General features: G+C 47.8%; 1 protein-coding gene and 1 pseudogene. Both read left to right on the top strand.

The genetic code is table 11. The features are described from left to right. Positions 1–530: phosphomethylpyrimidine synthase ThiC (locus R7Z77_RS24895; RefSeq protein ID WP_318136989.1), on the top strand; the 530-nt coding region annotated here is incomplete at its 5' end. Continuing rightward, positions 530–801 (top strand): annotated as a pseudogene (thiE, locus tag R7Z77_RS24900) (thiamine phosphate synthase); the annotation flags it as partial. The gene R7Z77_RS24895 and the pseudogene thiE, both read left to right, overlap by 1 nt.

An 801-nucleotide genomic window follows, 5' to 3' on the forward strand; every position in this document is an offset into this window, starting at 1 on the left:
ATATTACATCTGGTATTGGCGCGGCGATGATTGGTTGGTATGGCTGCGCGATGTTGTGGTACGTGACCCGTAAGGAGCACTTGGGGATTCCAAATAGAGAAGACGTTAAAACCGGTATGATCACCTACAAGCTAGCTGCGCATGCTGCGGATTTAGCAAAAGGGCATCCGGGAGCACAAGTTCGTGACAATGCCTTATCAAAGGCGCGTTTTGAATTCCGCTGGGAAGACCAATTTAACCTCGCTTTAGACCCCGATACGGCACGTGCATTTCATGATGAAACGCTGCCGCAAGAGTCTGGAAAAGTAGCGCACTTCTGCTCAATGTGCGGCCCTAAATTCTGCTCAATGAAGATTTCTCAAGAAGTCAGGGAGTATGCCAAAGATACAGAGCAAGTTGCCGCGGATCAGGCGATTTCTATCAAGATGTTAGATGACCCGCTGGAAGGCATGCGTAAGAAGTCTGAAGAGTTTCGTGCGACAGGCTCGGAGCTTTATCACCCAGCCGTGCACGCTGAGGCGGATGAGTAATGGCTAAAATCCTTATTCCATCGTCGTTAATTCCGCTGACAGGATCTGTTCAGCAGAGTTTATTGTTGGCGAAAGAACAGGGTTTTAGTATTGATGAGATTGAGTTGGGCGTAAGCCCGACTCAATTTATTCAACTTGTTCTTGGGCAAAATACCTTTCGCGTAAGTACCGATCTGATTGACGTATGTGAAGAAGCAGAGACTGCCGATTTTGTGCTTTACTACCAATCTGGTCTATCGGTTTCAGAATGTCGCCAACAACCATCCTCGGC

The sequence above is a fragment of the Vibrio sp. 1401 genome (assembly GCF_033340295.1).